This window comes from Bradyrhizobium sp. LLZ17, from assembly GCF_041200145.1.
Lineage (GTDB): Bacteria > Pseudomonadota > Alphaproteobacteria > Rhizobiales > Xanthobacteraceae > Bradyrhizobium.
The window spans coordinates 3,901,772-3,925,170 of the sequence record NZ_CP165734.1 but is presented as its reverse complement, the minus strand read 5'-3'; the positions used below and the strand labels follow the sequence as shown (position 1 = coordinate 3,925,170).

Sequence of the window (23,399 nt, the reverse complement as noted above, 5' to 3'; positions counted from 1 at the left end):
GTAGAGTTAATTCGACTGCGCAAACGCGGCCGCGACGCGATGCTTTTGGCCAGAGTGAATTTCAGCTTAAAGCGGCTCGGCGGAATTCGCTCGACTTGCAAACGTTCCCTCAACTTCACCCTCCCTTAAATCTAGCGGAGTAGGCGTAGACAGGATCCGCAGTCTGGAAGCGAGGCGACGATGTCGAGCCTACCCATGCAAGTCGCCCTGATGCTCGGCGAGACCATCGCGAAGGTGATCCCCGTCACTTTGATGCTGGCGGTGGTCTTCACGGTGCTCGAGCATTTCTGGGCCTGTAATCCCGGCGCGCCGTGGTGGCGCAAGCGGGAGATCGTGACCGACATCTGCTACTGGTTCTTCGTTCCGGTATTCGCCCGCACCATGCGGATCGGCCTTCTGATCGTCACCGCCGGAATCGTCTTCAACATTCACGATGCCGACGAACTGATCGCCTTCTATGACAACGGCCACGGCCCGCTGGCGCAATTGCCGCTCTGGGCGCAGGGCGTGCTGTTCCTGGTCCTGGCCGATTTCATGCTGTACTGGCTGCATCGGCTGTTCCACGGCGGCGGATTTTGGAAGTACCACGCCATCCACCATTCCTCCGAGGAGCTTGGATGGATTTCCGCGGCCCGCTTCCATCCGGTGAATCTGATGCTCGGCACCATCGGCGTCGATGTCGTGCTGCTAATGGCCGGCATTTCTCCGAACGTGATGATCTGGGTCGGCCCCTTCACCACCTTCCATTCGGCTTTCGTGCACGCCAACCTGAACTGGACCTTCGGTCCATTCAGATATGTGCTGGCGACGCCGGTGTTCCACCGCTGGCACCACACCTCGCTCCAAGTGGGCGGCGACACCAATTTTGCCGGCACCTTCCCGATCTGGGACGTGCTGTTCGGCACGTTCCGCATGCCGAAGGCTGAGCTGCCGCAGGATTACGGCAAGGACGAAGCGACCATGCCCAAGGAGATCGCAGGCCAGCTCGCCTACCCGTTCCGCCACTAGGACCGGCCCCAGGGCCTTGAGGCCGCAAAACGCCAGTCGTTCAAACAATGGTCGGCGAATTTGCGGAACGTTCACGAATTGCGGGCAGGTTAGCCGGGTCGGGCGCCGGCTCCGCTTTTCGAATCGCTTCTGCCGGCTTGTACGTCCGGGGTGAGAGTATGCGTAAAGAGTTCCTGCGCCGTCATGCGCGTGTGTGTCTTCTGGCTGCGGCCGCGGCGCTGGTTGCGCCAGCCGCCGGCCAAGCCGAGTCCACCGCCGAAGCCATCGCCGTCAATGTCGATCAGGCCAAGCTGGTGCGGCTGCCCGGCAAGGTGGCCACCATTGTGGTGGGTAATCCCCTGATCGCCGATGTCACGCTCCAGCCGGGCGGCATGATCGTCGTGACCGGGAAGGGCTACGGCGCCACCAATTTTGTCGCGCTGGACCGCGGCGGCGAGATTCTGGTCGATCGCCAGATCCAGGTCGAAGGTCCGAGCGACCGGCTCGTCACCGTCTATCGCGGGATCGAGCGCGAGTCCTACAGCTGCATGCCGATCTGCCAGCGTCGCGTGACGCTCGGGGATAGCGATGCCTACTTCAACAACACGATGAGCCAGGCCGGTTCGCTGAGCAGCAATGCCAGCAGCGGCGGCGCGGCCGCCAAGACAAACTAAAGAGACAAACTAAAGAGACGAACTAACAAGACCAACTCGCAAAAGCGCGGGCGCTCGTTCCGACAGTGAAAAAGGCCGTGCATTGCGCACGGCCTTTTCCTTTGACTTGTTCGCGCGATCCGGGCCTGAGGCCCGGCAGGCTCAGCCTGCGTCGCGGAGGTTGTCGGCAGCCGACTTGCCGGACCGGCGATCGGCCACGATCTCGTAGGAGACCTTCTGGCCTTCGCGCAGCGTGCCGAGTCCGGCGCGCTCGACGGCGCTGATGTGAACGAACACGTCCTGTCCGCCGTCGTCGGGTTGGATAAAGCCAAAGCCCTTGGTCGCGTTAAACCACTTCACGGTTCCCATGCTCACGGGGGTAGTTCCTTCTCAGATAACACAATGTAAGAGCCCGCTCGCGCAGGCAGGTTAGATCGAATTTCTGGAAGGGTCGTCAGCGTGTCTGAACCGGCTGTACCGGTGGATGCCAATGTCGTCCGGCCGAAAATCGATGAACTGATTTTATTGGAAATAAGGCGGCAAAACAATCCTGACGCGCACGATTTTTTGATCCGCCGTCATGTCGACGGCGGATCAGCATGCAGGTCAGAATTTTAATTCCGCACTGACGCGCCTGAAGCGGGTCAACGGCGGCGGAACTGGCCACCGCGCTGTCCGGGACGCGGAGGGCCACCGGTCCCACTGGGACGTTCGTCCTTGTGACGGAAAATCAGCCGGCCCTTTTCGAGATCATAGGGCGACATCTCCACCGTCACGCGGTCTCCTGCCAGCGTCTTGATGCGGTTCTTCTTCATCTTGCCGGCGGTGTAGGCAACGATCTCGTGTCCGGCGTCGAGCTGCACGCGATAGCGCGCATCGGGGAGGATTTCGGTGACCAGTCCTTCGAACTGGATCAGCTCTTCCTTAGCCATGAATTTCTCCAGGTCGTGGGCGGCTAGTGCGAATAGGGTTTGCGGGTCGGCTGGCCCATCGGCCGACTGTCACGGCGCAAAAAGGCCACGCCTTGTATCCCATCAGGCTTTCCGGCGCTATGCGCAGAACGCTGTTCCGGTCGGTCGTTTGACGAGGAATGCGGCTTGCCGCCGGAGGGGCGACGGCGTGCACCCTTGGAGACCTTCTGGCCGCCACCAGGCCGTCCGTCAACATGCCTTGCGTCACCGTGCCGAGCTTCGCCGGGCCTTCCGTCACTCGGCTTGCCGCCGTTATGGCGCCCGTCACTGCGCCTGTCGTCACCGCGCCGTGCCTCACCATGCCTCGCGCCTTGCGGGCGCTGGCCTGGGCGGCCGGGCCGGCCCTGCCGTTGCTGCGACGGGGGCGCGCCCGCATCGTTGCGGCCCGCGTCCGTGCGATGATCTTCCCGCGGCAGCGCCACCTTGATCAGCCGCTCGATGTCGCGGAGATAGCCGAGCTCCTCACCGCCTGCGACCAGCGAGATCGCGGTGCCTTCGGCGCCGGCGCGCGGTGCGGCCGATGCGGTGGACATAGGTCTCGGGCACGTTCGGTATGTCGAAATTGATGACGTGGGTGATGCCGTCGACATCGATGCCACGGGCGGCGATGTCGGTGGCGACCAGCGTGCGGATTTCACCGGAGCGGAACAGGGACAAGGTCCGCTCGCGATGGTTCTGCGACTTGTTGCCATGAATGGCGCTGGCCGCGATGCCGGCCCTCTCCAGCGTTTTCACCACCTTGTCGGCACCGTGCTTGGTACGGGTGAAAACCAGCGCGCGGTTGATCGGCTCGTTCTTCAGGAGCTTGGTCAGGACGGCGGGCTTGGCTGCGAAGTCGACCTGAATGATGCGCTGATTGATCCGCTCGGCCGTCGAGGACACCGGGGTGACGGCGACGCGGGCGGGGTCCCGCAGCATCGCGTCCGCGAGCTCGGCGATATCCTTCGGCATCGTGGCCGAGAAGAACAGCGTCTGCCGCTTGATCGGCAGCTTGGCGACGATCTTCCGGATGTCGTTGATGAAGCCCATGTCGAGCATGCGGTCGGCTTCGTCGAGCACCAGGAATTCGACGCTCGAAAGCTTGAGCCCGTTGCTCTGGACGAGATCGAGCAGGCGGCCGGGAGTCGCGACCAGCACGTCAACGCCCGGCATGAGCGCGCGGACCTGGCGCCCCATCGGCACGCCGCCGATGGCGAGTGTCGAGGCGAGGCGAAGGTGGCGACCATAGGCGTTGAAGCTGTCGAGGATCTGGCCGGACAGTTCGCGGGTCGGTGAGAGCACCAGCACCCGGCAGGTCTTCGGCTGCGGCTTGATGCGGTTCTCGAGCAGGCGGTGCAGGATCGGCAGCGCGAAGGACGCGGTCTTGCCGGTTCCGGTCTGGGCGATGCCGACGACGTCCCGGCCGGTCAATGCCAGCGGGATGGTCTGGGCCTGGATGGGGGTGGGGGTGACGTACTTCTCTTCGGTGAGAGCGCGCGCGATCGGTTCGGCGAGGCCGAAATCCTGAAACGAAGTCAAAAGGTGGGTTCTTTCCATGTCAAATACGAGCGCCCGGCCAGTCGGCGGGGCACGCGCGAGAGGGTGTCGAGAAGACACCTGCGTGTTTGGGGTGTCGGATGGCTTGATGGGATGGGGCAAGCCAGAGGCCCGAGAGGGCTTAAGAACACGCGGCTCGCAACGACCGTTCGATTCGCGAACGATCTCCGCGTTATATGGAACATCGGCGGGGCGCTTTCAAGGCAAGTGTTCGTCCGGCAGCGATTTACCGGGCAAATAGTTATGCTGGTATTTTAGTCAGATATGATGTCTTGCTCACAAAATAGACAGTCTGCCGCGTTCGCATACATTTTATTCGCCCAAATGTTGAGCAGCCTGACTGCGGCGAAACTTTGACTGAGCCGGAATTGCGTATGTCGGCCAATCGGTTGGCTGGTGTCTAGCCCATGGCACGGTTCTTGCGATTCCCTTAATCGCAGGCGGCCGTGGGGCCGTTTCGCAGCGTCTTTTTTTCACGTCTGCGTCAGGGAGATGATACAATTATGCTTACCAAATCCACTCACGATATAGCGGTGTCATTTAGCCGCCGCGGCGTGCTTGCCGCGACCGCCGGACTGATGCTCGGTCTGGCTTCCATTTCCGGTGCGAAGGCCGCGGACGACACCATCAAGGTCGGTGTGCTTCATTCTCTCTCGGGCACCATGGCCATCAGCGAAACCACGCTGAAGGACACCATCCTGTTCCTGATCGACGAGCAGAACAAGAAGGGCGGCGTGCTCGGCAAGAAGCTCGAGGCCGTGGTCGTCGACCCGGCTTCGAACTGGCCGCTGTTTGCCGAAAAAGCGCGGGAGCTGATCACCAAGGACAAGGTCTCGGTCGTGTTCGGCTGCTGGACCTCGGTGTCGCGCAAGTCGGTGCTCCCGGTGTTCAAGGAGCTGAACAACATCCTGTTCTACCCCGTGCAGTACGAGGGCGAGGAGAGCGAGCGCAACGTGTTCTACACCGGCGCTGCGCCGAACCAGCAGGCGATCCCGGCTGTGGATTACCTGATGAAGGAAGAGAAGGTGAAGCGCTGGGTGCTCGCGGGCACCGACTACGTTTATCCGCGTACCACCAACAAGATCCTGGAAGCCTATCTGAAGTCGAAGGGTGTCGCCCAGGAAGACATCATGATCAACTACACGCCGTTCGGTCACTCCGATTGGCAGACGATCGTGGCCGACATCAAGAAGTTCGGCTCGGCTGGCAAGAAGACCGCAGTGGTCTCGACCATCAACGGCGACGCCAACGTCCCCTTCTACAAGGAGCTCGGCAACCAGGGCATCAAGGCCAAGGATATTCCGGTGGTCGCGTTCTCGGTGGGTGAGGAAGAGCTCGCCGGCATCGACACCAAGCCGCTGCTCGGCCATCTCGCCGCCTGGAACTACTTCGAATCGATCAAGACCCCGGCGAACGAGAAGTTCATCAAGGATTGGCAGGCCTACACCAAGAATCCGAAGCGTACGACCAACGACCCGATGGAAGCGCACGTGATCGGCTTCAACATGTGGGTGAAGGCGGTCGAGAAGGTGAAGTCGACCGATCCGGACAAGGTGATCGCTGCCCTTCCCGGCACCGAGGCTCCGAACCTGACCGGCGGCGTGTCCAAGATGCTGCCGAACCACCACATCACCAAGCCCGTGTTCATCGGAGAGATCAAGGCGAACGGCCAGTTCGACGTGGTCTGGAAGACGCCGGGTCTCGTTGCCGGCGACGCCTGGTCGAAGGAGCTCGACGGCTCCAAGGACCTGATCGGCGACTGGGTCGAGAAGAAGTGCGGCAACTACAACGTCAAGACCAACAAGTGCCTCGGTTCGGGCTCCTGATCCGGATCTGACGGCATAGCACGACCGGAGAAGGCGGCGATCCCGCCGCCTTCTCCACCATTCTGCCGGGGTCATTCACAGTGCCAGCCAATTTGTCCGCGCGCCTCTGTTCGCTCGTGCTCTCGTTGTTCCTGATCGCGTTTGCATTGCCGGCTTTTGCCGGTCCGTTCGAGGATGCGGTCGCCAAGTTCGCCAACGACGATTTTTCCGACACCGAAGAGGCGATCGGCGCCGTCGCAAGCAGCGGCAATCCGCTGGCGTTTCCCATCATCAGCGCGCTCCAGGACGGCCGTCTGATGGCCGATCCGGACAGCAAGAAGGTTTACGTCACCGGTGTCGACGGCAAGTCGATCGATGCCGCGACCGGCCAGCCCGTGGCCGGCGTGCCCGACAGCGCAAACGCGGTCCGCCTCAACAACCGCCTGCGCCGCAGCGTCGACGCCGCGGTCGGCGGTCTCACACTGCAGTCGCCAGATCTCGGAACACGGCTCCAGGCCGCGCAATCCGTGTTCAAGTCGCACGAGGAAACCGCGCTCGAGGCGGTCGACGGCGCGCTCGCCAAGGAAACCAACAGGTCGGTCAAGAACGCGCTGGGCGATGCCCGCGCTGCGATCCTGCTGTTCAAGCCGGACGCCACCGAGGTCGAGAAGCTTGAGGCCGTCGCCACCCTCAAGGCGCGCGGCGACCAGGAGGCGCTGGCGCTGCTCACTGGGATGGGCGACCAGCCCGCCACGGTAAGCAAGGCGGCCGCGAGCGCGATCGGCTCGATCCAGAGCTCGCTCGCGGTCTGGTCCATGGTGCAGAATGCCTGGTACGGCCTCTCGCTTGGTTCAGTGCTGTTGCTCGCCGCGATCGGCCTCGCCATCACCTTCGGCGTGATGGGCGTCATCAACATGGCGCATGGCGAGATGGTGATGATCGGCGCCTACACCACCTTCGTGGTGCAGGAGGTGATCCGCACCCGCTATCCCGGCCTGTTCGACTACTCGCTCTTGATTGCGGTGCCGCTCGCCTTCCTCGTCGCCGGCGCGCTCGGCGTGCTGATCGAGCGCAGCATCATCCGCTTCCTCTACGGCCGTCCGCTGGAAACGCTGCTCGCGACCTGGGGCCTGTCGCTGGTGCTTCAGCAGGCAGTGCGCACCATGTTCGGTCCGACCAATCGCGAGGTCGGCAATCCTTCCTGGATGAGCGGGGCCTTCGAGCTCGGCCAGATCACCATCACCTATAACCGGCTCTGGATTCTCTGCTTCACGCTCGCGGTGTTCGCGGTCCTGCTCGCGATGCTGCGCTATACCGCGCTCGGCCTCGAGATGCGGGCGGTGACGCAGAACCGCCGCATGGCGGCTTCGATGGGCATCGCCACCTCGCGGGTCGATGCGCTGACCTTCGGCCTCGGCTCCGGGATCGCGGGCATTGCCGGCGTGGCACTCTCGCAGATCGACAATGTCAGCCCCAATCTCGGCCAGAGCTATATCATCGACAGCTTCATGGTCGTCGTGTTCGGCGGCGTCGGCAATCTCTGGGGCACGCTGGTCGGCGCCTTCACTCTCGGGATCGCCAACAAATTCCTTGAGCCGGTCGCCGGTGCCGTGCTCGGCAAGATCGCGATCCTGGTGCTGATCATCCTGTTCATTCAAAAGCGCCCGCGCGGCCTGTTCGCGCTGAAGGGCCGTGCGGTGGAAGCATGACCCCACACATGCTGACGCGATCGCTGGACCGCGGTGCGACGATCTTCCTCGCCGTCGTCGTGGCCTGCGGGATCTTCATTCCGCTCTCCAACCTGCTGCTGCCCGAGGGCTCGTCCCTGCAAGTACCGACCTATCTGGTCGCGCTTTGGGGCAAATATGTCTGCTACGCCATCCTGGCACTTTCGATCGACCTGATCTGGGGCTACTGCGGCATTCTCTCGCTCGGCCATGGCGCCTTCTTCGCGCTCGGCGGCTACGCGATGGGCATGTACCTGATGCGGCAGATCGGGACCCGCGGCGTCTACGGCAACCCGCTCCTGCCCGACTTCATGGTGTTCCTGAACTATTCGAAGCTGCCCTGGTCCTGGTACGGCTTCGATATGTTCTGGTTCGCGGCGCTGATGGTGCTGTTGGTGCCAGGCCTGCTCGCGTTCTGCTTCGGCTGGCTGGCGTTCCGCTCGCGCGTCACCGGCGTGTACCTGTCGATCATCACGCAGGCGATGACCTATGCGCTGCTGCTCGCCTTCTTCCGCAACGATTTCGGTTTCGGCGGCAACAACGGCCTCACCGATTTCAAGGACATTCTCGGCTTCAACGTGCAGGCCGAGGGCACCCGCGCGGCGCTGTTTGCGCTGAGCTGCCTGGCGCTGATCGCAGGCTTCCTGATCTGCCGCGCCATCGTCTCTTCGAAGCTCGGCAAGGTGCTGATCGCGGTGCGCGACGCAGAATCGCGCACACGGTTCCTCGGCTACCGCGTCGAATCCTACAAGCTGTTCGTATTCACGGTGTCGGCCTGCATGGCGGGTGTGGCCGGCGCGCTCTACGTGCCGCAGGTCGGCATCATCAACCCGTCCGAATTCGCGCCGGGCAACTCGATCGAGGCGGTGATCTGGGTCGCGGTCGGCGGCCGTGGCACGCTGATCGGCGCCGCGCTCGGGGCCGTCGTCGTCAATTATGCAAAGACGTTCTTCACCTCGGGCATGCTCGCACCCTATTGGCTCTTCATGCTGGGCGCGATGTTCATTCTGGTGACCTTGCTGCTGCCGAAGGGCATCGTCGGCACCTTCAACGCCTGGTGGGAGTCATCGAAACAGAAGCGCCCTGCCGAGACCACCGCGAGTGCTGCGGCTGAAGACGGCGTCACCGAACCGAACATGGCGGAGTAGGCGCAAATGAATGTCATGGATACCCGCGCGACATCCGCGATGCTCTATCTCGACGGCGTGCACGTCTCTTTCGACGGCTTTCACGCCATCAACAATCTGTCCCTGACGCTCGCACCCGGTGAGATGCGCGCCATCATCGGCCCGAACGGCGCCGGCAAGACCACGATGATGGACATCATCACCGGCAAGACCAAGCCCGATGAGGGCACGGTGCTGTTCGACGGCGTCACCGATCTGACGCGGCTCGACGAAACCCGGATCGCCGAGCTTGGCATTGGCCGCAAATTTCAGAAGCCGACGGTGTTCGAGAGCCAGACCGTGCAGGACAATCTGCTGCTCGCGCTCAATGTCGATCACAGCGTCAAGGGCACGCTGTTCTGGCGCGGCAGCAAGGGTGAGGCCGAGCGCATCGATAAGGTGCTGGAGACCATCCGCCTCACCGAGGCGCGCAACCGCCTCGCCGGGAGCCTCAGCCACGGCCAGAAGCAGTGGCTCGAGATCGGCATGCTGCTGGCACAGGATCCGAAGCTGCTGCTGGTCGACGAGCCCGTCGCCGGGATGACCGACGTCGAGACGCATCTCACCGCCGAGCTGTTGAAGGAGATCAACAAGACCCACACGGTGATGGTCGTCGAGCACGACATGACGTTCGTGCGCGAGCTCGGGGTCAAGGTCACCTGCCTGCACGAAGGCAGCGTGCTCGCGGAAGGAAGCATCGACCAGGTCTCGTCGAACGAGCGGGTCATCGAAGTCTATCTGGGGCGCTGAGCGATGCTTGAGGTCAAGGACATCAACTTGTTCTACGGCGCGGCGCAGGCTTTGCGCGGCGTCTCGATCGCGGCCGAGCCCGGCAAGGTCACTTGCGTGCTCGGACGCAACGGCGTCGGCAAGACGTCGCTGCTCCGCGCCATGGTCGGGCAGTATCCGATCTCGTCGGGCGCGATCGTGTTCGACGGCAGCGACATCACCTTCCTCAAGCCCTATGAGCGGGCGCGCAAGGGCATCGGCTTCGTGCCGCAGGGCCGCGAGATTTTTCCGCTGCTCACGGTCGAGGAGAACCTCAAGACCGGATTCGGACCGCTCAAGCGTCAGGACAAGCACATTCCGGACGACGTGTTCTCGTTATTCCCGGTGCTGCAATCCATGCTCGGCCGGCGCGGCGGCGATCTCTCCGGCGGCCAGCAGCAGCAGCTCGCGATCGGACGCGCGCTGGTGATGCGGCCAAAATTGCTTCTGCTCGACGAGCCGACCGAAGGGATCCAGCCCTCGATCATCAAGGACATCGGACGCGCGATCTCTTACCTGCGCAATCTCGGCAACATCGCGATCGTGCTGGTGGAACAATATCTCGACTTTGCCTGCGAACTCGGCGACAGTTTCGCCGTGATGGACCGCGGCGCGGTGAAGTTCACCTGTGATCGTGCCAATCTCGACGCGAGCGAGATCAGCCGCCAGATGGCGCTGTAAGCTATTTCCGCCGCGACCGGCTGGGGAGACGGATGCGCAGCGAAATATCGGCCAATCCTTCCGACCTGGACTCGCCTGTGTTCGAGGCCAATCGCGCCCGCGGGGCGGTGCGGTTCGACGTGCACGCCCGCGACTGCGTGACCCGGCGGGGCGTCTTGCACGAATCCGGCTCCCTGCGCGTGCGCTTCCCGTCGCCGGAAGACCATGGCCTGTCCGGCGTGTTCGTCAACACGGCCGGCGGCGTCGCTGGAGGCGATCGTTTTGACATCGAGATCACCGCAGCGGACGCCGCGCGCCTGACGCTGACCACGGCGGCCGCGGAAAAGGTCTATCGCGCGCCGGGGCCGGCGGCGCAGCTCAATATTGGGCTGAAGGTTGCGGCCGGCGCGCATCTGTCATGGCTGCCGCAGGAGACGATCCTGTTTGACCGGGCGCGCGTGCAGCGCCGCTTCGATATCGAGCTCGACGACGCGGCCTCGCTTCTGCTCTGCGAGATCGTGGTGTTCGGCCGCACCGCCATGGGCGAGCGGATGGAGCAGGGCGAGTTCGTCGACCGCTGGCGGCTGCGCCGCGGCGGCAAGCTGGTCTTCGCTGAAACCATCCGACTCGATGGCAATATCGGCGCAAAGCTCGCGCGATCTGCGGTTGCCAAGGGCTGCGCGGCGATTGGCACAGCTCTGATCGTGCCCGGCGATGAGGCGCTCATCGAGCGCCTCCGCGAGGCATCGGAGTCGTTCGCCGGCGAGGTCGGGATATCGGCGTGGAATGGCTTTGCAATGGCGCGGTTCTGTGCCCAAGATGCGGCGCGCTTGCGCGCCGACATGATGGCCGTGCTGGCGCGCACCGGCAGCTCGCTGCCGCGGCTTTGGTTGAATTGACGTGTTGAACTGAAGAGATTTCGCATGAACCTGTCTCCCCGCGAAAAGGACAAGCTTCTGATCTCGATGGCGGCCATCGTGGCCCGCCGCCGGCTGGATCGCGGCGTCAAGCTCAACCACCCCGAGGCGATCGCGATCATCTCCGATTTCATCCTCGAAGGCGCGCGCGACGGCCGCACCGTCGCCGAACTGATGCAGTCCGGCGCGCAGGTCCTGACGCGCGATCAGGTGATGGCCGGCATCCCCGAGATGATCCATGACATCCAGGTCGAGGCGACCTTCCCGGACGGCACCAAGCTCGTCACGGTGCACGAGCCGATCAGGTAGTTTTGAAATCCGTCATTCCGGGGCGCCCAAGGGGCGAACCCGTAATCCAGAAATTGTTGATCGAGATCCGGGTTCTCGCTGCGCGAGCCCGGGAATGACGAGGAGGATAGAATGATTCCCGGCGAACTCTTCATCCAGGACGGCGAGATCGAGCTCAATGCCGGCCGCAAGACCGTGACGCTGACGGTCGCCAACACCGGCGACCGCCCGATCCAGGTCGGCTCGCACTACCATTTCTTCGAGACCAACCCCGCGCTGAAGTTTGACCGCAAGAAGGCCCGCGGCATGCGCCTCGACATCGCCGCCGGTACCGCCGTCCGCTTCGAGCCCGGCCAGACCCGCGATGTCCAGCTCGTCGCACTTGCCGGCAAGAAGACCATCTACGGTTTTCGCGGTGATGTGATGGGGAAGCTGTGATCGCGACATGAGGCGAGCACAGTGAATTACAGTGAGATGAGCACGACTGTCTCGATCCTTTGCCCCCTTGTGGGCGATGGCCGGGGTGTGATCGCGACAACCAGATTCAAACGCAAACGGGGCTAGCGATGTCCGCCAAGATCAAACGTTCCGTCTATGCCGACATGTTTGGCCCGACCACCGGCGACAAGGTGCGGCTGGCCGACACCGATCTCATCATCGAGGTCGAGAAGGATTTCACGACCTACGGCGAAGAAGTGAAGTTCGGCGGCGGCAAGGTGATCCGCGACGGCATGGGGCAGTCGCAGGTCACCAACAAGCAGGGCGCGGCCGACACGGTCATCACCAATGCGTTGATCGTCGATCACTGGGGCATCGTGAAGGCCGATGTCGCGATCAAGGACGGCATGATTGCGGGCATCGGCAAGGCCGGCAATCCCGACATCCAGCCCGGTGTGACCATCATCATCGGCCCCGGCACCGACGTGATCGCGGGCGAGGGCAAGATTCTCACCGCCGGCGGTTTCGACAGTCACATCCATTTCATCTGCCCGCAGCAGATCGAGCACGCGCTGATGTCGGGCGTCACCTCGATGCTTGGGGGCGGCACGGGCCCGTCGCACGGCACCTTCGCAACGACCTGCACGCCGGGGCCGTGGCATATCGCGCGGATGATCCAGTCGTTCGATGCCTTCCCGGTCAATCTCGGCATTTCCGGCAAGGGCAACGCCTCGCGGCCCGCAGCCCTGGTCGAGATGATCAAGGCCGGCGCCTGCGCGCTGAAGCTGCATGAAGATTGGGGCACGACGCCGGCCGCGATCGACAACTGCCTGTCGGTGGCCGACGATCACGACATCCAGGTGATGATCCACACCGACACGCTGAACGAATCCGGCTTCGTCGAGGATACGATCAAGGCGTTCAAGGGCCGCACCATCCACGCCTTCCACACCGAAGGCGCCGGCGGCGGTCACGCCCCCGATATCATCAAGGTCGCGGGGCTCAAGAACGTGCTGCCGTCCTCGACCAACCCGACGCGGCCATTTACCCGCAACACCATCGACGAGCATCTGGACATGCTGATGGTGTGTCACCACCTCGATCCATCGATTGCGGAAGACCTTGCGTTTGCGGAAAGCCGCATCCGCAAGGAGACCATCGCGGCCGAAGACATCCTGCACGATCTCGGCGCGCTCTCGATGATGTCGTCGGACTCGCAAGCCATGGGCCGACTCGGCGAGGTCATCATCCGGACCTGGCAGACCGCCGACAAGATGAAGAAGCAGCGCGGGTCGCTAGCCCAGGACAAGGGCAAGGACAACGACAATTTTCGGGTCAAGCGCTACATCGCCAAGTACACGATCAATCCCGCGATTGCGCATGGCGTCTCCAAGCTGATCGGCTCGGTCGAGAAGGGCAAGCTCGCCGATCTCGTGCTGTGGTCGCCGGCGTTCTTCGGCGTCAAGCCGGATTGCATCGTCAAGGGCGGCATGATCGTGGCCGCGCCGATGGGCGATCCGAACGCGTCGATCCCGACGCCGCAACCGGTGCACTACCAGCCAATGTTCGGTGCCTTCGGCAAGGCGCGCACCGCATCTTCCGTGGTCTTTACCTCGAAGGCGGCGGTCACGGGCGGGCTGGCCCGAAAGCTCGGCATCGACAAGAAGCTCTATGCCGTCCAGAACACCCGCGGCAAGATCTCGAAGAAGAGCATGATCCATAACGATGCCACGCCCAATATCGAGGTCGATCCGGAGACCTATGAGGTGCGCGCGGACGGCGAACTCTTGACCTGCGCGCCTGCCGAGGTGCTGCCGATGGCGCAGCGATATTTCATGTACTGAAATAGCGCCTCAGCGCATGTGTCCCAAGAGCATGTCCCAAGAGAGAGCACGTCCGGGACGGCTTTTCCGGTGTTGCGTTCGATCCCGCCTGGTCTAATGTCCCGCCCGGTACCTCAACCCAGAAGAAAAGCCGGGAGGATTTCTCGTGATTTACGTCGTTGCCACCTTGACCATCAAGCCCGAAACGCGCGCCGAATTCATTGCAGCCGCCACCGCCTGCATCAAGGAGACGCGGAAAGAGCCCGGCAATATCGCCTATGATTTGCATGAGAGCGTCACCGACCCCAGCAAGATGGTGTTCGTCGAGCAGTGGGAGAACGCCGAAGCGCTGGTGCCGCATCGTGGCCAGGAGCACATGAAGACGTTCGGCCGCGTCGCGGTAAAGTGTTTTACGGCACCGCCGAAAATCGAAGTGATCACGCCCGAGAAGGTCGAGACGAGGTAACGGGGTAAAAGCACATGATCCGGGCGATTCAGGTCAAGGGGCAACACCGCTTCACGGGAGCGCCAGCGGATACCGTCGTGCTCGATTTCGACGATCGGCACCGGCGCCGGATGGCAATGACGGGGACGCGGGGCCTCGCGTTTCTGCTCGACCTGGAAAACGCCGTCGCCTTGCGCGGCGGCGATGCGCTGGTGCTGGAAGACGGCCGGCTCGTCGAGGTGGTGGCGGCGCCGGAGCCGCTGCTCGAGATCCGCGGCCACGATCCGCACCATCTCATCCGCGTTGCATGGCACCTCGGCAATCGTCATCTGCCGACGCAGTTGATGGCGAAGAGCCTGCGCATCCGCCGCGACCATGTCATTGAAGCCATGGTGAAGGGCCTTGGTGCGCGCGTGATCGAGATCGAGGCGCCGTTCGATCCCGAGGGCGGCGCTTACGCCGATGCCGGCCACGGGCATGGTCACGATGATCATGGGCATCACGACGACGGACATCACGATCAGGGGCATGACCATCATGGTCATGATCACCACGCCCATGATCATGCCGCCAATGGCCATGGGCATCACCACGACGAGCATTGCGACCACCCCGACCATCATCACGGCCACAGCCATGCTCATGACCACAAATGAGCTGGCCGGTGCCGGCGACCTCGCCGAGCGCGAGGCGGCGGCGCTGTACCGGCTGATGACGTGGCTGTCGCCGGCGTTCCCCGTCGGCGGCTTTTCCTATTCCAGCGGCATCGAATGGGCGGTCGAAGCGGGCGACATCCTCGACATCGCGACGCTCGCCGACTGGCTCGATGCGATGCTCGGCGATGGCTCCGGCTTTTGCGACGCGACCTTTCTGGTCCATGCCTATCGCGCCACTGAACTGGGCGATGACGCCGCTTTGCGCGAGATCGCCGAGCTTGCCTGGGCGTTCGTGCCGTCGCGCGAGCGGCAGCTCGAGACCACTTCGCAGGGGCGCGCCTTCATTGAGATCGCGCGCGCCGCGTGGGATGCCGACGGCCTGGATGCCATGGTCGCGGCATGCAGCACTGCACTTGTCTATCCCGTTGCGGTCGGCGTCGTCGCCGCGCTGCATGGCGTGCCGCTGGCGCCGACGCTGCACGCCTTCCTGCACGCGCTGGTCTCGAACTGGATTTCGGCGGCGAGCCGGCTCATTCCGCTCGGCCAGACCGACAGCCAGCGCGTTCTGGTGACGCTGGAAGCCGCCGTTGCCGTAACCGCCAATCGTGCGCTGACTGCGACTTTGGACGATCTCGGCGGCGCAGCCTTCCGCGCCGATCTCGCCAGCCTGCGGCACGAGACGCAATACACGCGGCTGTTTCGGTCGTGAGAGCGTTGCTGTTCACCCCGTCGTCCCGGCGAAGGCCGGGACCCATAACCACAAATGTGTGCGGTTATGGAGGAGGGCGGCCACAGTTCGCCTTATCAACTGAGTGCGGTGGGTATGGGTCCCGGCCTTCGCCGGGACGACAGTAAAAGAGAGCGAGTCACATGTCGAAATCTCACGGCCCCTTGCGTGTCGGCATCGGCGGTCCGGTCGGATCGGGCAAGACCGCGCTGATGGATTTGCTCTGCAAGACCATGCGCGAGCGCTACGACATCGCCGCCATCACCAACGACATCTACACCAAATGGGACGCGGAATTCCTGGTGCGTTCGGGGTCGCTGACACCGGACCGCATCGCCGGCGTCGAGACCGGCGGCTGCCCGCACACCGCGATCCGCGAGGACGCGTCGATGAATCTGGCCGCGGTCGCGGACATGCGAGCCAAATTTCCCGGGCTCGACCTGGTGCTGATCGAGTCCGGCGGCGACAATCTGGCGGCGACCTTCTCGCCGGAACTGGCCGACCTCACGATCTATGTCATCGATGTTGCCGCGGGCGACAAGATTCCCTCCAAGGGCGGCCCCGGCATCACCCGGTCGGACCTTCTGGTCATTAACAAGATCGACCTCGCACCCCATGTCGGGGCGTCACTTGAAAAGATGGAGACGGATGCCAGGCGCATGCGGGGCGAGCGTCCCTTTGTCATGACCAACCTGAAGAAGAGCGAGGGGCTCGACCGCATCGCCGGCTTCATCGAGGCCAAAGGCGGCTTGCGGCGCACGGCGACATAAGGCGGGCGGCGTCTGCCGTTAACATCTGGGGCAAAACGAAGCCGGGAACTAATTCCGGACACGGTGGTTGATATCCTCCGGTGTCCAAAGCCGGCTTAGGTCGTTTGTGCCAGATGACCGGCCGGGCGCATTAAGCTTTTTGGGCAACCCAAGTTGCGTACAGATGCCTGCTCCTTCATTATCCCCGCCACTGCGGTCCATCCTGTTTCGGCACCTGGCCGTTCGAGCGGCGTTCACATGCTCCGTGTTTATTGCCGACCTCCTGCTTTCGCCTGAGTAGTCGCGTGGTCCGGCTGGGTTTCATCATCGGCTTTATCGCTCTGCTCGGAGCTTTGCTCTCCGGGCTTGCGGCCTATCGCGTCCATGACCAGGAGCTGGCGCTGGACCGGATTGCGCTGGCGCGTGCGATCGACGTGCATGCGAGCCTTGTCCAGGACAGGTCGACCGAACGAGAACTGCTGGCGCGTGTCGCCTCAGGCCTGTTCCGTGCGCCGTCGGTGCTTAAGCCGAACATGCTGCAGCCGCTGCGCTCGGCGATCTACGCCTTCAAGACCGATTTCGTGGTGGCTGGCTGGGTTGCCCGGCTTCGGCCGAACGAGCTACCCGCGGCGCAGGCCGCGATCGCGGCCGCCGGCTTTCCGAACCCGCAGATCCGCAACTACAAGGATGAGCCGATCGATCCGGCAAGCCTCACGCATCCGATCGACGTGCTGATGGACCTCGAACCGCGCAGCGACGAGACCAAGGCGCTGCCTGGCCGCAGCTACGAGCAGGACCAGGTGCGCAGCGCGATGTTGGCACGCGCCAGGGCGGAGAAGCGGTCGGTCGCCTCCGACCCGGTCCCGCTGCTGCGCGACAACGGGCCGATCGGCGTCATCGTGGCGGCGCCGGTGATTCCCGAGGGGGCGACTGAGCCGGCCGGCTTCATCACATTTTCCTACGAACTGGCCTCGCTGATGCTGACCAATGACGACATGTCGTTGTTCTCGGTTGCGCTGAAGGACCCGCGCAAGCAAGGCAGCGAGCTCATCTCCAACGATCAGGGCGTCGTCTCCACGCGCATGACCACGCCCGAGGGAGGAGTACCGTCGGCGACGCGCACCGTGAGCTTCGGTGGCCGCGACTGGCAGCTCGACTATTACGCAAAGAGCAATTCCGCGCGCCGTGCCGAGCAGACCGCGATCATCGTAGCGGCGATCGGCTTCGCGATTACCGCGATGGTGTGCGGCCTGTTCGGCTACGTCGCCTACAACAATCTGCGGCTCAGCCGCGAGATCCAGGTGCGGATCGGCTTCGAGCGGCGGCTGACGGCGGTCATTGACGAGCTCAACCACCGGGTCAAGAACATTCTGGCAGTGATCCAGTCGATCGTGACGCGCACGCTGCGCCACGGCTCGGACATCGACGTCGCGCGCGAGCTCCTGATTGGCCGCATCCACGCGATGTCCAACGTGGTCTCGCTGCTCAGCGAAAGCCAGTGGCAGGGCGTCAAGCTGAAGGGTCTGTTCGAGGCGCGCGCCATCCCGCATGCCGATCGCATCGCCGTCAGCGGCCCGGATATCGCAGTCAGCGCGCGCGCCGCGCAGAGCCTGTCGCTGCTGTTCTTCGAGCTTGCCTCGCATTCCGACGAAGGCCTGTCGCTGGTGGGCAAGCACCCGCACATCACCGCGAACTGGACCGTGACGGGCGAGGCGCCCGAGGAGGTGTTCCAGTTCCGCTGGGAGGAGTTCAACACCAGCGAGGCGACGCGCCGCCCGGATTCGGATTTCGGCCTGATCCTGCTTGACCGCGTTGCGCCCGAAGCGCTCGGCGGCGCCGCCAAGCGCTACTTCACCGACGTCTCCTACGTCTACGAGCTGACCGCACCGATGGAGACGGTCGTCGACATGACCGAGCGTGGCCGCACTGAAAAGCTTTCGCAACCGGTGAAGCCGGCGCGGTAGATGCCGTGCGGCTAGCCCTTCGGCCGCAACACCAGATCGACCAGATTCCGCGCGTAGCCAGGCGTGATCGGCGCGATGCCGAAGACGTAGCGATAGAACAGGCTGCCATAGATCGCGTCGTAGAGATCCTCAGGCTGCGCCTCGGCCAGGATGCTGCCGTCGCGTTGGCCAGCGGCGATCATCTCCACCAGCGCGTCGCGGCGGAATTGCAGATAGCGCGCGTAGAACAGCTCCGCCGAGCCAGTCCTGGCGATGCATTCGGATATGACGGCGAGTTGCACCTTGCCGAACTCGCCTTGCAAGGCCTCCGCATAGGCCGCGGCATGGCGACGCGCGCGCGCTACAGCCGTGCCGGTGCTCGCTGCGGGCAGCGGCAGCATCTGCGCGGCGTGATGGAGAAAGGCGTCGATCAACAACGCCTCCCGCGACGGCCACCATTTGTAAATCGTCATTTTGGAAACGTTGGAGTGGCGCGCGACGGCATCGATCGTCGTGGCGGCGAGACCCGTGGTCGCCATCAGCGTGTAGGCGCTTTCGAGGATGGCGTTGCTGGTCTCGACCGAGCGCGGGCGGCCGCGCCTGGGCGCGTTGTCGGCCTCTTCACCCCCGCCTTTCGCCGTCACCACGCCCGGTCTCCTCGCGCCGAAGCCGCCTTCGCTCGGCATAGCGCAGCCACGGCTTTCGGCCTAGCGGAATCCAGACGTCCGGAGGCTAGGCTTGCTGTCGCAGAGCGGCCGGCAGATCCTGTCGCTTCGACCACGAGATGTAGTAGGCGACCGTGGCCATCGCCGCGAAGCCGGCCAGACTGACGGCGATCTGCATCATCACCAGATTGGCACCGGTGATCAGGATGAGATGGCCGGCAAAGGACAGGAATACGCCGACGCAGAACACCGCGAGCCATTCCTCGCCGCATCTGATGACCATCTGAAGCGACTTCCATTGCAAAGCGGGATGATCGGCCCGCACCAGATAGGTAGCGAGGAACGCGAGCGCGAGGAAGTGCACGACGCGGTACGGCGCCAGGTTCTCCTTGTCGGTCGGCGAGATGCCGTTGAGCACGATATCCGGCACGTAGCCGGACAGTGCCGGCGAATGGCGCATCAGCGTCACCGCCATCGCGAACACCAGATAGGCGCCCGCGAGCACGCGCAGCCAGGACTTGCTGTGTAGCCGGCGGCCGGATGCGCCGGTCACGGCGAACCAGCCGCCCAGCACCATCAGCAACTGCCAGCAGAATGGATTGAACGTCCACTCCTGGTCCGGATAGCCTCGAAAATTCCAATCGAACCAGCGCGCCGCAAAATACAATGCGATGGACAGCGCCAGCGTGATGTTCGGCCGCCGCAACAACCCCCACAGCGCCAGCGGAAGCAGCGCCATCAGCGGGATCATCAGTTGCAGGAGATCGAGGTTCAGTGGCTCTTCCTGGAGTATCAGTCCGCGTATCAGGATGCGGAGCGGATGCTCGAGTATCCCGGAGATGTTGTACTCGTTGATGATCTCGGTGCCATCGACTGCGAGGCAACATAGGCGATGGTGTCGATGTAGATCACGAACAGAACGACATAGGCGGCGTAGAGCCGCCACACACGCTGGAAGATCCGGGTCGCCGCGACGATGTAGCCGCGCTCCAGCGCCATCCTGCCATGAATGATGGCCATGCCGTAGCCGGCCACGAAGACGAACAGATCAGCGGCGCCGCTGAAACCGAAATTGCGCAATGTCAGCAGGTTGACGACGTTATTCGGGATGTGGTCGACGAAGACTGACCAGTTGGCGATGCCGAGGGTCAAATAGAGCCTGGCGTCGGAATTGTAGGCGGCAAGGTTCGCCTTGACGGACGATTTCATCGCGGAAAATAACTTCTGGAATCTCGGGCGATGCTTTTAGCGGCATCGGCCTGCCTATCCGAGTAGCGTTTGCGTGACTGGGGGCGATTGATGAAAAATTGCGCAAAGCCCGGGCGTCGAATGCCCGCGAGCCTGCTGGTGCCGCTGGCGACGCAACTTCCTTAATGCGGTCTCATCGCTACTCGGCCGGCTCGGCCGACGCCTCATCCGGCGCGCCGGCGCGGCTTGCCATGATTCCGAGCGCGACGCCGCCGATCGCCAGGATCGGCAACAGCCGCTTGACGCCGATGGCGCGGACAATTTGCAAGCCCGTGGCGAGCAGCATGGGATCGGCGAGCATGCTCGAGGCCGCCGATTTCGAGGCGCGCTCGGCGGCGATGTGGGCTTCGTTGCGAAGCTGCCGCTTGTAGGCCCAATAGCTCACGGCCGCAGCCAGGGTGAGGAGAAAGAAGACGCCGGCGCCCGCCAGGCAGGCTTGCACCGGACCATATTTTTCCAGCACCGCGATAAAGGCGGCCGCGCAGAGGAAGCATGTCGTGATGAAGAGCGCGAGCGCCGCGCCCGCGGCAAGCGAGGTCAGCCGGACCGTTGTCCCCGTCGCTGCGCTGATGCCGTCGATAACGCGCTGAAACATGGCCTCGCTCCTCAAATCCCCCACGAGCTGAAAACCGGCGGCGCTACAGCGCCGCCGCCGCTTCAAGCTCTGCGCGCCCTACCGGCGCCAGGCGGCCCCGATGAGGAAGCCGATGCCGAGTGCGATGCCGACCGTTGCGAGCGGCCGTTGGGTGATCGCGTCTTCCAGCGTCTCCTCGATCGAACCGTACGCATCCTGCGCAGCGCCCATCATGGCGCCGCCGCGCTCCGAAATGTCGTCGAGCGTCGAGTCCATGTTTTCGCGCGCCTGATTGTAGCCACGCCGGGCCTGCTTGCCCGTCGCGTTGGCAAACGTGTTGAGCGCGTCGGTGATCTGGTCGGTGAGGGCGGCAATATCGTTTTTCACGGCTGCTACATCCTTCTCGAGGCGTTCTGCGGTGGCTTTGTCAGTCCAGTCTCTCATCCTGGCTTCGCTGTCGGCTGTTGACATCGGGAGCTCCGAACTGTTGGCGGCGAGATGGGCAGAAAACGTTTCGCGGTGACGGAAGTTCCGAGTTCGAAACCCTCATCCCTGCGGCAACTGCGGCGAATCCGCCGGCAGGAGATGCTCCTTCAGGATCAGCGCGACGATCAGGAGCGGCGACGACAGAAACGCGCCCATCGGGCCCCATAGCCAGGTCCAAAATGCCAGCGCCAGCAGCACGGCAAGCGCATTGAGCGCGAGTCGCCGGCCGATGATGGTCGGCGTGACGAAATGTCCCTCCAGGAAAGTGATGCCGCCAAAGGCGAGCGCCGCCATCAGGCCGCCGCCGATGGTCGGGAACGTGACCAGCCCCACCACGACCAGAATGGCGAACATCGCGACCGGGCCGATGATCGGGATGAAATTGAGGGTTGCCGCGAGCGCGCCGAGCCCGGCCGGATTGGGCATGCCGGTCAGCGCGCAAACGGTCCCCGCGGCGACGCCCACGCCGACATTGATGAGGGTGACAGTCAGGAGGTAGTTGCCGAGATGGACCTCGATCTCGTTGAGGATCCGCAGCGTACGCAGCCGCGCGTCGTGATCGCTGAACGTCATGATCATCGCCCGCCGCAAATCGCGCCAGCTCGCGATGAACAGGATCAGGGTGACGAAGAACAGCAGGAACTCGGTAAAGGTCGGCGACAGGAATTCCAGCGTCGGCTGGACCCATTCGAATTTCGGCATCTGGAAGCTCGGCAGTCCATCCGAGCCGCCGACCATCATCTGCAGCTCGCGCCACAGTGCCAGAGGCCGGTCAAACACGTGCAGCTTGTCCTTCAGCTGAGCTCCGAGTTCGGGCAGGCGCGAACTCCATTCCATCACCGGCGAGGCGATCAGCGCGACGACGAAGCCGACCACGGCGGTCCCGGCGACAACGATCAGCACGGCGGCGAGCCCGCGCGGCACTTTCTGCTTTTCCAGAAAGCTGGCCGCCGGCGACAGCATCGTGCCGGTAACGAAAGCCATCACCACAGGGAGGAAGAACGCCTTTCCGACATAGAGCACCGCGACCACGGCGATGAGCAGCAGCCCGGCCAGCGCGAACGCGACGAATTCGGTGCGGCGGATCACCGGCGGAAGTTCGCCCTGGCTCTCGCGAAGCGGAGTGCCCTCGCTGCCGCCGGGACTGAGACGTTCACTGGGAACGACGCGCACAACACTTCTCCGGCACGGAAACGCGGTCCGCGCGCCCATCGACCACTAGGAAACGTACGACCACGCCGCCGGTTCCGTCGCGGCTTCGTGAAGAGAGGCTCGCTTGACTGTGACGCGGCTGCCGCAGCACTCGGCGGAACTTGTACCGGCTCGGCCGCGTTTGTCGCCCAGCGCATCACCCTGATGCAGGCATCCAACGGGGCAGCACATGACAAAGTTCTCTGCACTCCGACGCCGCTTTTCGCCGCGCCGCATCTCCGCTTTCGCCTTCGCAACCACTTTGCTGGCCGTGCCTTGCGGCGCCGCAAGCGCGCAGACCCTGGGCTACATGCCGCTTCAGCCCCAAACCTATCCGCAGGATCAAACTTATTCGCAGGGTTACGTCACCCAGGAGTCGCAGGCGCCCGACGAAGACGCCGCGCTGCCTGATCGCCTGCGCAGGCAAATCGTCAGCTTCGACCGGAGCGAGTCGGCCGGCACCATCGTCATCGATACCGGCAATACCTATCTCTACTACGTGCTCGGCAACGGGCGGGCCATCCGTTACGGCGTTGGTGTCGGCCGCGAGGGCTTCACCTGGTCGGGCGTGCAGAGCATCAGCCGCAAGGCGGAATGGCCGGATTGGCATCCCCCCGCCGAGATGATCGCGCGCCAGCCCTATCTGCCGCGCTTCGTCGCCGGTGGTCCCGGCAATCCGCTCGGTGCCCGCGCGATGTATCTCGGCTCCAGCGAATACCGCATCCACGGCACCAACGATCCCACCACCATCGGCAAGTTCGTTTCGTCCGGCTGCATCCGCATGACCAACGAGGACGTCACCGATCTGTTCAGCCGGGTCAATATCGGCGCCAAGGTCGTGGTGCTTCCGAAGAACGCGCCAGTGATGGCAAAAGGCGGCGATCCCGCGCGCAAACGGCCCGCGCCGACGACGCTGCCCTCTGGCCGCCAGGCGCTGAATATCCCGACATCGTCGGTGGACTGAAGAGCGAGGTCA

Annotated in this window: 23 protein-coding genes and 2 pseudogenes; 17 read left to right on the top strand and 8 right to left on the bottom strand. The window is 63.7% G+C overall.

The features are described 5' to 3' along the window. The first annotated feature begins 180 nt into the window (after nucleotides 1–180). Together AB8Z38_RS18990 and AB8Z38_RS18985 are read left to right on the top strand one after the other, a co-directional pair. Nucleotides 181–1,008 (top strand): sterol desaturase family protein, encoded by an 828-nt coding sequence (locus AB8Z38_RS18990; RefSeq protein WP_369719405.1) that lies wholly within the window; start codon nucleotides 181–183, stop codon nucleotides 1,006–1,008. Nucleotides 1,009–1,166: 158 nt separating this feature from the next. Then, the gene (locus AB8Z38_RS18985) at nucleotides 1,167–1,661 is read left to right on the top strand and encodes a pilus assembly protein N-terminal domain-containing protein (protein ID WP_369726542.1); all 495 of its coding nucleotides are present in this window, start codon (nucleotides 1,167–1,169) and stop codon (nucleotides 1,659–1,661) included. A 141-nt stretch (nucleotides 1,662–1,802) separates the two neighbouring features. On the opposite strand, the gene AB8Z38_RS18980 is transcribed toward AB8Z38_RS18985, so the two are convergent. The 3 genes and pseudogenes from AB8Z38_RS18980 to AB8Z38_RS18970 all read right to left on the bottom strand — a co-directional run bounded on the left by AB8Z38_RS18980 (nucleotide 1,803) and on the right by AB8Z38_RS18970 (nucleotide 4,147). Further along, the gene (locus tag AB8Z38_RS18980) at nucleotides 1,803–2,015 is read right to left on the bottom strand and encodes a cold-shock protein (RefSeq protein ID WP_247440128.1); all 213 of its coding nucleotides are present in this window, start codon (nucleotides 2,013–2,015) and stop codon (nucleotides 1,803–1,805) included. Nucleotides 2,016–2,284: 269 nt separating this feature from the next. After that, nucleotides 2,285–2,572, bottom strand: a complete 288-nt coding sequence (gene infA / locus AB8Z38_RS18975; protein WP_369719404.1) for a translation initiation factor IF-1 — start codon at nucleotides 2,570–2,572, stop codon at nucleotides 2,285–2,287. 23 nt (nucleotides 2,573–2,595) lie between these two features. After that, nucleotides 2,596–4,147, bottom strand: a pseudogene (locus AB8Z38_RS18970) (DEAD/DEAH box helicase). 503 nt (nucleotides 4,148–4,650) lie between these two features. On the opposite strand from AB8Z38_RS18970, the gene urtA reads away from it, so the two are divergent. The 14 genes from urtA (at nucleotide 4,651) to AB8Z38_RS18900 (ending at nucleotide 18,280) form a co-directional block, all read left to right on the top strand. Next, the gene (gene urtA / locus AB8Z38_RS18965) at nucleotides 4,651–5,973 is read left to right on the top strand and encodes an urea ABC transporter substrate-binding protein (protein ID WP_369719403.1); all 1,323 of its coding nucleotides are present in this window, start codon (nucleotides 4,651–4,653) and stop codon (nucleotides 5,971–5,973) included. A gap of 80 nt (nucleotides 5,974–6,053) precedes the next feature. Beyond that, on the top strand, nucleotides 6,054–7,661 hold the full coding sequence (gene urtB / locus AB8Z38_RS18960) for an urea ABC transporter permease subunit UrtB (protein ID WP_369719401.1): 1,608 nt from the start codon (nucleotides 6,054–6,056) through the stop codon (nucleotides 7,659–7,661). Further along, on the top strand, nucleotides 7,658–8,827 hold the full coding sequence (gene urtC, locus AB8Z38_RS18955; protein ID WP_369719400.1) for an urea ABC transporter permease subunit UrtC: 1,170 nt from the start codon (nucleotides 7,658–7,660) through the stop codon (nucleotides 8,825–8,827). The genes urtB and urtC overlap by 4 nt, the downstream gene beginning before the upstream one ends. A gap of 6 nt (nucleotides 8,828–8,833) precedes the next feature. Continuing rightward, on the top strand, nucleotides 8,834–9,595 hold the full coding sequence (gene urtD / locus AB8Z38_RS18950; RefSeq protein ID WP_369719399.1) for an urea ABC transporter ATP-binding protein UrtD: 762 nt from the start codon (nucleotides 8,834–8,836) through the stop codon (nucleotides 9,593–9,595). 3 nt (nucleotides 9,596–9,598) lie between these two features. Next, nucleotides 9,599–10,294, top strand: a complete 696-nt coding sequence (urtE, locus tag AB8Z38_RS18945; RefSeq protein ID WP_369719398.1) for an urea ABC transporter ATP-binding subunit UrtE — start codon at nucleotides 9,599–9,601, stop codon at nucleotides 10,292–10,294. A 32-nt stretch (nucleotides 10,295–10,326) separates the two neighbouring features. Further along, nucleotides 10,327–11,172 (top strand): urease accessory protein UreD, encoded by an 846-nt coding sequence (locus AB8Z38_RS18940; protein WP_369719397.1) that lies wholly within the window; start codon nucleotides 10,327–10,329, stop codon nucleotides 11,170–11,172. A 24-nt stretch (nucleotides 11,173–11,196) separates the two neighbouring features. After that, nucleotides 11,197–11,499, top strand: coding sequence for an urease subunit gamma (locus tag AB8Z38_RS18935; RefSeq protein ID WP_298244897.1), 303 nt, complete (start codon nucleotides 11,197–11,199; stop codon nucleotides 11,497–11,499). A 111-nt stretch (nucleotides 11,500–11,610) separates the two neighbouring features. Further along, a complete protein-coding gene (locus AB8Z38_RS18930) occupies nucleotides 11,611–11,916 on the top strand; it encodes an urease subunit beta (protein ID WP_025576653.1) in 306 nt (101 codons plus the stop codon). 128 nt (nucleotides 11,917–12,044) lie between these two features. Continuing rightward, nucleotides 12,045–13,760, top strand: a complete 1,716-nt coding sequence (gene ureC, locus AB8Z38_RS18925; RefSeq protein WP_369719395.1) for an urease subunit alpha — start codon at nucleotides 12,045–12,047, stop codon at nucleotides 13,758–13,760. 145 nt (nucleotides 13,761–13,905) lie between these two features. Then, nucleotides 13,906–14,205, top strand: coding sequence for a putative quinol monooxygenase (locus AB8Z38_RS18920; protein WP_027530199.1), 300 nt, complete (start codon nucleotides 13,906–13,908; stop codon nucleotides 14,203–14,205). A gap of 14 nt (nucleotides 14,206–14,219) precedes the next feature. Continuing rightward, nucleotides 14,220–14,840 carry an urease accessory protein UreE gene (gene ureE, locus AB8Z38_RS18915; RefSeq protein WP_369719393.1) on the top strand — a complete coding sequence of 207 codons (621 nt, stop codon included), beginning with the start codon at nucleotides 14,220–14,222 and terminating at the stop codon, nucleotides 14,838–14,840. Next, nucleotides 14,821–15,549, top strand: a complete 729-nt coding sequence (locus AB8Z38_RS18910) for an urease accessory protein UreF (protein ID WP_369726541.1) — start codon at nucleotides 14,821–14,823, stop codon at nucleotides 15,547–15,549. Before ureE ends, AB8Z38_RS18910 begins: the two co-directional genes overlap by 20 nt. A gap of 161 nt (nucleotides 15,550–15,710) precedes the next feature. After that, nucleotides 15,711–16,337: an urease accessory protein UreG gene (gene ureG, locus AB8Z38_RS18905; RefSeq protein ID WP_369719392.1), complete on the top strand. Its 627-nt coding sequence runs from the start codon at nucleotides 15,711–15,713 to the stop codon at nucleotides 16,335–16,337. Nucleotides 16,338–16,621: 284 nt separating this feature from the next. Continuing rightward, entirely contained in the window at nucleotides 16,622–18,280 is a 1,659-nt protein-coding gene (locus tag AB8Z38_RS18900) for an HWE histidine kinase domain-containing protein (protein ID WP_369719391.1), read from the top strand. 11 nt (nucleotides 18,281–18,291) lie between these two features. Here AB8Z38_RS18900 and AB8Z38_RS18895 read toward each other — a convergent pair whose 3' ends face one another. The 5 genes and pseudogenes from AB8Z38_RS18895 to AB8Z38_RS18875 all read right to left on the bottom strand — a co-directional run bounded on the left by AB8Z38_RS18895 (nucleotide 18,292) and on the right by AB8Z38_RS18875 (nucleotide 22,405). Then, nucleotides 18,292–18,945, bottom strand: a complete 654-nt coding sequence (locus AB8Z38_RS18895; RefSeq protein WP_369719390.1) for a TetR/AcrR family transcriptional regulator — start codon at nucleotides 18,943–18,945, stop codon at nucleotides 18,292–18,294. 46 nt (nucleotides 18,946–18,991) lie between these two features. Then, nucleotides 18,992–20,133: pseudogene (locus AB8Z38_RS18890) on the bottom strand (OpgC domain-containing protein). Nucleotides 20,134–20,311: 178 nt separating this feature from the next. Next, entirely contained in the window at nucleotides 20,312–20,767 is a 456-nt protein-coding gene (locus AB8Z38_RS18885) for a hypothetical protein (protein WP_369719389.1), read from the bottom strand. 78 nt (nucleotides 20,768–20,845) lie between these two features. Continuing rightward, nucleotides 20,846–21,217, bottom strand: coding sequence for a YqjD family protein (locus AB8Z38_RS18880; RefSeq protein ID WP_369719388.1), 372 nt, complete (start codon nucleotides 21,215–21,217; stop codon nucleotides 20,846–20,848). Nucleotides 21,218–21,292: 75 nt separating this feature from the next. Continuing rightward, complete coding sequence (locus AB8Z38_RS18875) at nucleotides 21,293–22,405, bottom strand: AI-2E family transporter (protein ID WP_369719386.1); 1,113 nt, start codon at nucleotides 22,403–22,405, stop codon at nucleotides 21,293–21,295. 208 nt (nucleotides 22,406–22,613) lie between these two features. Between AB8Z38_RS18875 and AB8Z38_RS18870 the strand changes: the two genes are divergently transcribed. Then, on the top strand, nucleotides 22,614–23,387 hold the full coding sequence (locus AB8Z38_RS18870; RefSeq protein ID WP_369719385.1) for a L,D-transpeptidase: 774 nt from the start codon (nucleotides 22,614–22,616) through the stop codon (nucleotides 23,385–23,387). The last annotated feature ends 12 nt before the right edge of the window (nucleotides 23,388–23,399 follow it).

Coding starts and splice junctions, on each gene's coding strand:
- ureC (WP_369719395.1), top strand. CDS start 12,045: ATGTCCGCCAAGATCAAACGTTCCGTCTATGCCGACATGTTTGGCCCG.
- AB8Z38_RS18895 (WP_369719390.1), bottom strand. CDS start 18,945: ATGCCGAGCGAAGGCGGCTTCGGCGCGAGGAGACCGGGCGTGGTGACG.
- AB8Z38_RS18940 (WP_369719397.1), top strand. CDS start 10,327: ATGCGCAGCGAAATATCGGCCAATCCTTCCGACCTGGACTCGCCTGTG.
- AB8Z38_RS18880 (WP_369719388.1), bottom strand. CDS start 21,217: ATGTCAACAGCCGACAGCGAAGCCAGGATGAGAGACTGGACTGACAAA.
- AB8Z38_RS18935 (WP_298244897.1), top strand. CDS start 11,197: ATGAACCTGTCTCCCCGCGAAAAGGACAAGCTTCTGATCTCGATGGCG.
- AB8Z38_RS18885 (WP_369719389.1), bottom strand. CDS start 20,767: ATGTTTCAGCGCGTTATCGACGGCATCAGCGCAGCGACGGGGACAACG.
- AB8Z38_RS18985 (WP_369726542.1), top strand. CDS start 1,167: ATGCGTAAAGAGTTCCTGCGCCGTCATGCGCGTGTGTGTCTTCTGGCT.
- AB8Z38_RS18910 (WP_369726541.1), top strand. CDS start 14,821: ATGCTCATGACCACAAATGAGCTGGCCGGTGCCGGCGACCTCGCCGAG.
- urtD (WP_369719399.1), top strand. CDS start 8,834: ATGAATGTCATGGATACCCGCGCGACATCCGCGATGCTCTATCTCGAC.
- AB8Z38_RS18870 (WP_369719385.1), top strand. CDS start 22,614: ATGACAAAGTTCTCTGCACTCCGACGCCGCTTTTCGCCGCGCCGCATC.
- AB8Z38_RS18990 (WP_369719405.1), top strand. CDS start 181: ATGTCGAGCCTACCCATGCAAGTCGCCCTGATGCTCGGCGAGACCATC.
- infA (WP_369719404.1), bottom strand. CDS start 2,572: ATGGCTAAGGAAGAGCTGATCCAGTTCGAAGGACTGGTCACCGAAATC.
- AB8Z38_RS18930 (WP_025576653.1), top strand. CDS start 11,611: ATGATTCCCGGCGAACTCTTCATCCAGGACGGCGAGATCGAGCTCAAT.
- ureE (WP_369719393.1), top strand. CDS start 14,220: ATGATCCGGGCGATTCAGGTCAAGGGGCAACACCGCTTCACGGGAGCG.
- urtA (WP_369719403.1), top strand. CDS start 4,651: ATGCTTACCAAATCCACTCACGATATAGCGGTGTCATTTAGCCGCCGC.
- urtE (WP_369719398.1), top strand. CDS start 9,599: ATGCTTGAGGTCAAGGACATCAACTTGTTCTACGGCGCGGCGCAGGCT.
- urtC (WP_369719400.1), top strand. CDS start 7,658: ATGACCCCACACATGCTGACGCGATCGCTGGACCGCGGTGCGACGATC.
- ureG (WP_369719392.1), top strand. CDS start 15,711: ATGTCGAAATCTCACGGCCCCTTGCGTGTCGGCATCGGCGGTCCGGTC.